The organism is Oscillibacter sp. CU971 (genome assembly GCF_905219725.1).
In the GTDB taxonomy this organism is placed as follows: domain Bacteria; phylum Bacillota; class Clostridia; order Oscillospirales; family Oscillospiraceae; genus Oscillibacter.
On sequence record NZ_CAJMXG010000152.1, the window covers coordinates 1 to 7206 of the forward strand.

General features: G+C 53.8%; 7 protein-coding genes. 1 reads left to right on the forward strand and 6 read right to left on the reverse strand.

Going from position 1 to position 7206, the window contains the following annotated elements; translation table 11 throughout:
* The first annotated feature begins 154 nt into the window (after positions 1-154).
* Positions 155-559, forward strand: a complete 405-nt coding sequence (locus tag JX325_RS10725; RefSeq protein WP_204791124.1) for a hypothetical protein — start codon at positions 155-157, stop codon at positions 557-559.
* A 44-nt stretch (positions 560-603) separates the two neighbouring features.
* Here the strand turns inward: JX325_RS10725 and JX325_RS10730 are convergent, their stop codons facing one another.
* From JX325_RS10730 to JX325_RS10755, 6 genes are all read right to left on the reverse strand, one after another.
* On the reverse strand, positions 604-2109 hold the full coding sequence (locus tag JX325_RS10730) for a recombinase family protein (protein ID WP_204791125.1): 1506 nt from the start codon (positions 2107-2109) through the stop codon (positions 604-606).
* Positions 2110-2729: 620 nt separating this feature from the next.
* Entirely contained in the window at positions 2730-3074 is a 345-nt protein-coding gene (locus tag JX325_RS10735) for a sigma-70 family RNA polymerase sigma factor (protein WP_204791126.1), read from the reverse strand.
* Positions 3075-3467: 393 nt separating this feature from the next.
* Entirely contained in the window at positions 3468-4481 is a 1014-nt protein-coding gene (locus JX325_RS10740) for an ABC transporter permease (RefSeq protein WP_204791127.1), read from the reverse strand.
* A gap of 3 nt (positions 4482-4484) precedes the next feature.
* On the reverse strand, positions 4485-5477 hold the full coding sequence (locus tag JX325_RS10745; protein ID WP_204791128.1) for an ABC transporter permease: 993 nt from the start codon (positions 5475-5477) through the stop codon (positions 4485-4487).
* On the reverse strand, positions 5477-6055 hold the full coding sequence (locus JX325_RS10750; RefSeq protein WP_374220608.1) for an ATP-binding cassette domain-containing protein: 579 nt from the start codon (positions 6053-6055) through the stop codon (positions 5477-5479). Before JX325_RS10750 ends, JX325_RS10745 begins: the two co-directional genes overlap by 1 nt.
* The gene (locus tag JX325_RS10755; RefSeq protein WP_243414046.1) at positions 6052-6510 is read right to left on the reverse strand and encodes a translation initiation factor 2; all 459 of its coding nucleotides are present in this window, start codon (positions 6508-6510) and stop codon (positions 6052-6054) included. The genes JX325_RS10750 and JX325_RS10755 overlap by 4 nt, the downstream gene beginning before the upstream one ends.
* Positions 6511-7206: the final 696 nt, after the last annotated feature.

Sequence of the window (7206 nt, forward strand, 5' to 3'; positions counted from 1 at the left end):
CTGCACAAGCTGTTTGCACCATTGCTGCTTTCAGCACTTTACTCAAGCGGTTTTAGCCTATTGGTACAGCTTCTAAACCTGTCCACCGCCAAGACCTGGCTGCGCCGGGGACGGGAGACGCTGAAAAACGAATTGAGAAAGGAAGGTTATGGATATGGAACACCTGGAGATCTCTAAGATTATGGATGAATACACCGACACAGAATTTTTTCCTGTGGGCGCAAGCGATGTTGACCCGGAAGCAGTAAAGGCCCGTGTGTTGGCAGGCATCAAAGCCCCAACGGTGAGGAAGCGGATGTCCCAGAAGAAAAAACTTCTTCTGGCTGCGGGCCTGGCTGCAGCACTCGTGCTGATGGGTGCGGGACTCCCTTCTTTGGTACACCAAGCATACCGGCTGCTTAATAGCACGCTGACCTTTGAACAGAACCCCGATAGCAAGAGCGTAACTTATGAGCATGGTGCTTCCTCTATTGAGGTAGAGGACGGACGGCTATTTTTCGTGCTGGACGAGGAACGCACCGACATTACTGATTTTATCAGCGATGATAGCAACGCTTAACAAGGGCACACAGGCCATAGTATAAAGCGCAGGGAGAAAGATTTTCAGATCTTCCACTCAAACGAAACGCGGTCGCTGGTGGCTTGGACCTGGGAGAGAATAATGTCTGTTACCTGCCGTCGGTCGTCAAAGTCAATCGTGTTCCAGTTCTCCAGATGGGCAGACAGAAACTCGATTTTCTGTGGAGAGATTGTTTCCGCGTTCAGTGCCGCGATTTCCTTTATCAGCCGTTGGCGGTTTGCGTCCAGTTCCTCGATTTTCCCATTGGCATAGGACAGCAGGACCGCATTGGCTCCGGTCAGGGTGTTCAGCAGCTTTTCAATCTCGTCCTCCACCTGGGCCAGCTCCACATTCAAGGCGGTCAGCTTGGGATTGACGGTCGTTGCTTTTGCGGTCAGGGTTTGAAATTCGGAGAGCTTCTTCACCATCTCCCCATAGACAAATTGCTCAAACTCCGCCGTCCGAAGCGTCCCGCAGCCCTCACAGCTTTTGTTGTCCGCCCGCTTGGAGCACCGAAGATACTGCGTCCCTGCCGGGTTGCCCACGCTCATAAGGGCATACCCGCAGCGCCCACATTTGATTTTTCCGGCCAGCCAGGTATTTCGGGCCTTGCGCCCTCCCTGGAACGTGATGTTTGCCAGCAGCTTCTTTCTGCACCGCAGCCAGGTATCGGCGGGGACAATGCCCTCGCTGGGGGCCAGTACAAGGATCTGCCCCCGCAGGTCCTTGTTTTTTCGCTCCTGCACGTCCCGGCCCTGGTAGAGATAGCAGCCGTTGGTCCCGGCGAAGTCCGCCGCGTCATTGACCACCACGGCCCCCTGGCCCTTGAAAAACTCGTACAGCTCCAGGTCGGCCTGGGCGTAAATCGGGTTGCGGAGCAGTTGGGAGATAAAGCCTCGTTTCAATTCCTTGCCGTAAATCAGGATATTGTTTTCAGCAAAGTACCGGGCAATATCCCCGAACGACGTGGACGGCGCGGCGTACATCTCAAACATCAACCGGGCAATATTCGCCGTGGCGGGGTCCGGAATCATCATTTTCGTGCGGATGCCTTGGAGGGTGGTTGGCTCCAGCTTAAAGCCATAGGGGGCCGCGCCGCTCATGTGGAACCCCCGCTGACACCGGGAATAGTAAGCGCCGGTCACGCGCTTTTGTATCGTCTCTCGCTCTAACTGAGCGAACACGATACAGATATTCAGCATGGCCCGGCCCATCGGGGTAGATGTGTCAAACTTTTCCGTAGAGGAAACAAACTCCACGTTGTACTCCTGGAACAGTTCCATCATGGTTGCGAAGTCCAAAATGGAACGGCTGATACGGTCCAGTTTATAAACCACCACCCGGCGAATTAAGCCCTGGCGGATGTCGGCTAAAAGTTCCTGGAATTTTGGCCTGTCTGTATTCTTCCCGGAGTAGCCCTTATCTTGATAATCTTTGTGGTTCCCACCTCTTAACTCGTACTTGCAGAACTCGATTTGACTTTCAATGCTGATACTGTCCTTGCGGTCCACGGACTGTCTGGCGTAGATAGCGTCGATACGGTTTTCCATGATAGCTCCTTTCCTGTCGGGAAATGGAGCTGTCAACCTTTACAAGTATATTATACCAAAGACAGCCCCAGGGCACAAGGATGTGGGGAAACGCAGAAAGGCAGCACCCGGAAAAGTGCTGCCCTTCAACCTTGCCCCACTTCTGGTCACGGTGGCCAGAAGTCCAGCGAGGATAAATCCATTTCTATCCATGATTGCGCCGAATTTGCCACGCGCCCCGGCACAGGGGAGCATCCCAGGCCGCCGGCGGCTCCGGCTGTCATAGCTCCGCAATACTGCGAAGCTCCCCCGCAAGTCCATGGGAGGGCGTGAGCAAGTTTCATTATCCCCCGCGCTGTCGTCGCGCCCGGCTTGCCAGGGCCGGGTCAAAGGTTCGCGCTGATCGCTCGGCCCACTTCTCTCACCTCCTTGAGCGGGCTGTCCTGGCGGCGCGCCTTTTGTAGCTGTTCACGCAGGTTTTGTGCCTGGAATACTGTGTATTCAGTTGTCCTCAGTGTATAAGTCTCCTCATACATCAGGCGGGTTTTGGCCGATTTCGGGTACACCTCAATGAAAATTTTTCAAAATTTCTGAAAGATTTTTTAAGCCCCGGCGGATACTGTCGCAAACGGCGCTCCCCTCTACATTTTCGGCCCTGGCAATCTCAGATTTTTCTTGCCCAGAATGTAGTGGGCATACACCCTTCGAGCCTGGATGGGCGGGAGCTGGTCAAGAGCGGCGTAGAGTGCGGAGCGGTTTTCCTCGTCCAGAATGATTTCCTCCGGGGTCAAGGGTGGGAACATCACATCCGGCTCAAAGCCGGGGTCAACGTCCAGGGAACACTCGTTATGCTCCCGCTTGCGCCGTTTGTAGCTGTCACACTGACGGCCCCCGGTGGAGAGAACGACGGCGATTTCGTCGGAAACTTCCAGAGTGATATTCTCGGTCAAATAGGGATAGTAACGGTTCAATTTGATGGTTGTCATATATAACCTCCATTTCGATGTTGGCGGAAAGGGACAGATCGAAATGGAGGGGGTGGAGAACGGCAGCGGGCCTCTGGACACGGTGTCCAGAAGCACTGCCAGGATAGAAAAACGCCCGCATAGCGCAAGGCTATACGAACGTACCGGGGCGACTGAATATTACAATTTTCGCAGTTGTGGACAGAATTTTCCACTGGAGAAGTCAGACTTTTTTTGGCAAGTACCTATCTACCTTTGATCTCATAGCGGCATCCTCCTATGCGCCGCCAGTGAATATAAAAAAACAGCGGCTTTGAATAATGAACCGCCGCTGGAAATAGCTTTTGGACATAGGAAATCGGTCTGCCCAGCAGCGGTTTTTTCTTTTCTGCCGCTGGGCAGATGTTTTTCTGATTATAAAGTTACTTGCATTTTATGATTGGCGGAAATCAAAACATAGAGTGCAAACCACACAATACAGTGGACAGCCAAAATACCAACGTCCTTTACCGCCGTTCCCATGTTCCCAGCAGACAGGGCCATAATGCCGTCAAAGGCAGGATGGGATGGAACGATATTGCAGATGACCGCCAACGGCCCGCTCGCCCCAATCAGACCGCATAAAATGGGTACTGCCAGGAACAGCAGCATGACGATCTTGATATAGACCACGCCGATCATCAGACCCTCGGAGAGCTTACCGATAAACAGGCCAATCAACGCCGCCACAAAGGACGACAGCACAATCAGCGCTAGCAGCAGCCCGAAATTTTGCCAAGACAATCGGAAACAGATGCAGGCCGTTACAATAGAGGACAGGCTGCCAAAGAGAAATCCCACTACAACTTTTTGAAAAATGTACTGGCTGGGTGTCATAGGAAGGATTTCGTTGATGAAAGCTACGCCGTCCTCTTTTTCGGAAATGATGTTCATGGCATTGAACGTACAGCCCATAAACATAGCCACGATCAGCACGGCGGGGATGAAAATGTCTTGAAAGCTTTCCAGAATGTCAGGGCGTTCCAGCGTCAAAACTTTCACCAGCTCCGCTTCTACCCGCTGTTCATAGAGAGCCGGGAGAGTAGCCGCCGCCTGCTGGAAAATATCCAACTCGTCTCCGGCAATGGCTGTTCGGAGACTGTCCCCGTCCGCCCTCACGCCAATAACATTGGTGGATGGCTCCCAGATGGCGGCGGTCAGTTCTTCCTGTGTCCCATAAGCCGTTACCGGGCCGTACCGCTCCAGCCATGTGATCGTATGCGGGGACAGGTCGCTTTCCAGTACGCCAAAGTGCATTTCTCCTAGGCTGGACAAGTCAATGGAACCCATAAAATTCAATGCCACAGCGACCAAGATGGGCAGCAGGAACGTCATCAAGCAGAATTTATCCTGCAGAACACTTTTGATCTGATATTTTAAGCCTCTCACGCCTCACCCCTCCTTTCCAATCTCCCGGTGAAATGCAAGCCGTACCACCAAGAACAGCAGCAGGATTGCACCCACAGTGCTGGCATAGTAGACCGGCGAGATTGCCGTTCCGAAATAGGCGTTTTTCAGGCCCATATAGACGTGATAAAACGGATGATAGCCGATCCAGTCAAATTTGATTGACGTATTGGCGGATAAAAATACGGGGGTCGCGGCGAANATGGCAATCACCAGATAGGCCAGCGTAAATTGCCGAAAATCTTTCANCAGCAGGGCGCAGAGTAAACCCACCAGGGCCATCATCAGCGACAGGATGGCCGTCTGGAGCAGGACCGCGGGCAGCACCGCCGCCCCATCCGCAAGCCCTACGTTCAGCAGAGTGAGCAGCACCGCAAAGGCCAGATCAGAGAGCAGGAACACCGCCAGCTTGGACAGGAGGAACAAGTCCTTCCGCACCGGGAGAATGGCGTGGACACGAATGACCCCCATGCCCTTTTCCTTGAACAGTACGGCGGCGATGCCCAAAAATCCCACAGCGGCCAACTCAAAAAACAGCAGCTCACAGGTAATCTCTTTCCTCGCCTTTTGTTCCGGCGTATTTGTGCCAAGTACCTCCGGGGCAGGGCTGACCGAGGGACGCAGCAGAGACAGGGCGTAATCCGCCCGGTGGCGGTCAACGTGCTCCGCACCTTTATAGAGTACCACCCGTACATCCCCGGAACTGGCATCCAGCCCTACGCCGTTGGCATCGGCAAGCAGGGCTGCGTCCATATCCTCCACAGAGGAAACGATCTGCACCAGGGGCGATTTTTCCGTTTGCGTTCCCGCCGGGTCGTAGAGATACACATTGTAGGGCGGCATCTGCATGAAGCGGATATAGCCCAGGTTCACATAGGCTGTATAGAGAGCAAGGAACCCTATTGCCATCAAGAAAAATTTTCCCGATACCAGCATCCGGCAATCCTTTTTGAACAGGGCGCAAAATCCTTTTCCCATCAGGACAGCCCCCTCCCCGTGTACTGGATGAACATATCCTCCAAAGTCGGCTCCTGGGAGTGGATGCTGATGATCTCGTCGTGGGCAAAGGGAATACCTGCTTCCAGCGACCGGGCCTCTATGGTTTTCGTTTCCCGCTGTCCTTGATACAGATAGTCGATCACGACTCGGTGATTGCTGTTTTTCTCTTTCAGACGCTTGGGCGTATCCAGGGCTACCAAATTTCCATTGGAGATAAAGGCTACCCGGTCGCACAGCAAATCGGCGTCCACCATGTTATGGGTGGTGATAAAAACCGTCGTTCCCTTTTTGCGCTCCTGCTCGATGATTGTTCGGAACAGTACTGCGCCGGAGGGGTCAAGGCCGCTGGTGGGTTCGTCCAGGAACAGCAGCCGGGGATTGCTCACCAGCGCCCGCGCCATGCTCACCCGCTGGCGCATCCCCTTGGAGTAGGAGGACACCGGCTTTTTCAGAAAGTCCGGCTTAAATTCCAGCGCATCCAGCAGCTCCCCCACATCCCGCCGCTGCTCTCTGGGATAGAACGAGGCGAAATAGTTCAGATTGTCTACGGCGCTCAAATTGGCGTACAGGTAGGGAAACTCAAACAGGACGCCGATCTTCTGAAAAAATTCCTGGCCGTCTCGGGCTCGGAGGGCTCACAGGGGCTGACGCTGGTCCCGGGGGCGGCGGTCTGCCCGGCCTCCTCGGCGGCCTGCCGCTCGGCCTCGTTCAGCGCCTCCTCGATGAGCCCCAGCACGAACTCCCGCTGAGTGTACTTCCTTCCGGTCCGCTGAGTCTCCCGCTCCAGGTGGGCCTTGATCCGCTGGAAGAGCTCCTCGGGGATCTGGAAGGCCATCGTTCTCGTATTGCCGCTCATAGTCGTCGTACCTCCGTCTTTCTTTAAATTGTAGTATTCGATCAGCAGGTTCGTGATGTACTCGCTGGTGGTCTGGCCCGCCGCCTCTCTGGCCTCGCTGACCTGCGTGTGGAGGCTGAGGGGGATCTGAGCGCAGAGGTTCTTTTTCTGTTCCATTCTGCCGTGCTCCTTCCTGTTTGTTGTAACGACAGTATAGCCGGAAAGCATTGATAAAGCTATTACCAAGACCACCGAAGAACGCTGAACACATGAAGCATAAGCACCAATGATGGGAAGGGCCCTCCCGAAATGGAAAACCTCCCTCGGAGCGGCTTGGCAGCTCCGGGGGAGGTGTGTTTTTCTTTTTTAGAGAGAGGCGGAGAGTTCGAGTCGAGCAGGCTGCTAAAAACTGCTAAAACTGCTGTTTTTGCATCTCTGGTGCGTTATTTTTATTTTACGCCCCCAAATTCTTCCATCCTATCCCAATTATTCTTATTTTTAATTAAACCATGCTCTTTGTGCACAAAAATCCCGCACCAAAGTGCGGGATTTTTGCTTGCATCTCGTTTGTCAACGAAACTTGGTCGGAGTGTAATTATAGGACTTCAAGAAAGTCAGTCATATCAACGGTTTGCTGGCCGTCAACAAGAGGTTTTTATCCAAAAAACTGAAAATTTGAATGGACCGCCGCCCAAGTGAGACTATGGGCGGCGTTTTCATATACAACGATGAAAAAAAGGAGGTCAAGAAAGTGGCAGAAGATAAAAAGTCGGGTGTTCCCATTGACGGGCCACCCCCGGAGGGGCAGCAGCAGGAGGTCGCTGTACCTGGAGCGTCGGAGGCCCCGCCCGCCCCGGGGCCGGAGGCCCAGGG

What these genes read in the sequence shown, in the direction of transcription:
- JX325_RS10725 (WP_204791124.1), top strand. Translation starts at nt 155, where the DNA reads ATGGAACACCTGGAGATCTCTAAGATTATGGATGAATACACCGACACA.
- JX325_RS10730 (WP_204791125.1), bottom strand. Translation starts at nt 2,109, where the DNA reads ATGGAAAACCGTATCGACGCTATCTACGCCAGACAGTCCGTGGACCGC.
- JX325_RS10735 (WP_204791126.1), bottom strand. Translation starts at nt 3,074, where the DNA reads ATGACAACCATCAAATTGAACCGTTACTATCCCTATTTGACCGAGAAT.
- JX325_RS10755 (WP_243414046.1), bottom strand. Translation starts at nt 6,510, where the DNA reads ATGGAACAGAAAAAGAACCTCTGCGCTCAGATCCCCCTCAGCCTCCAC.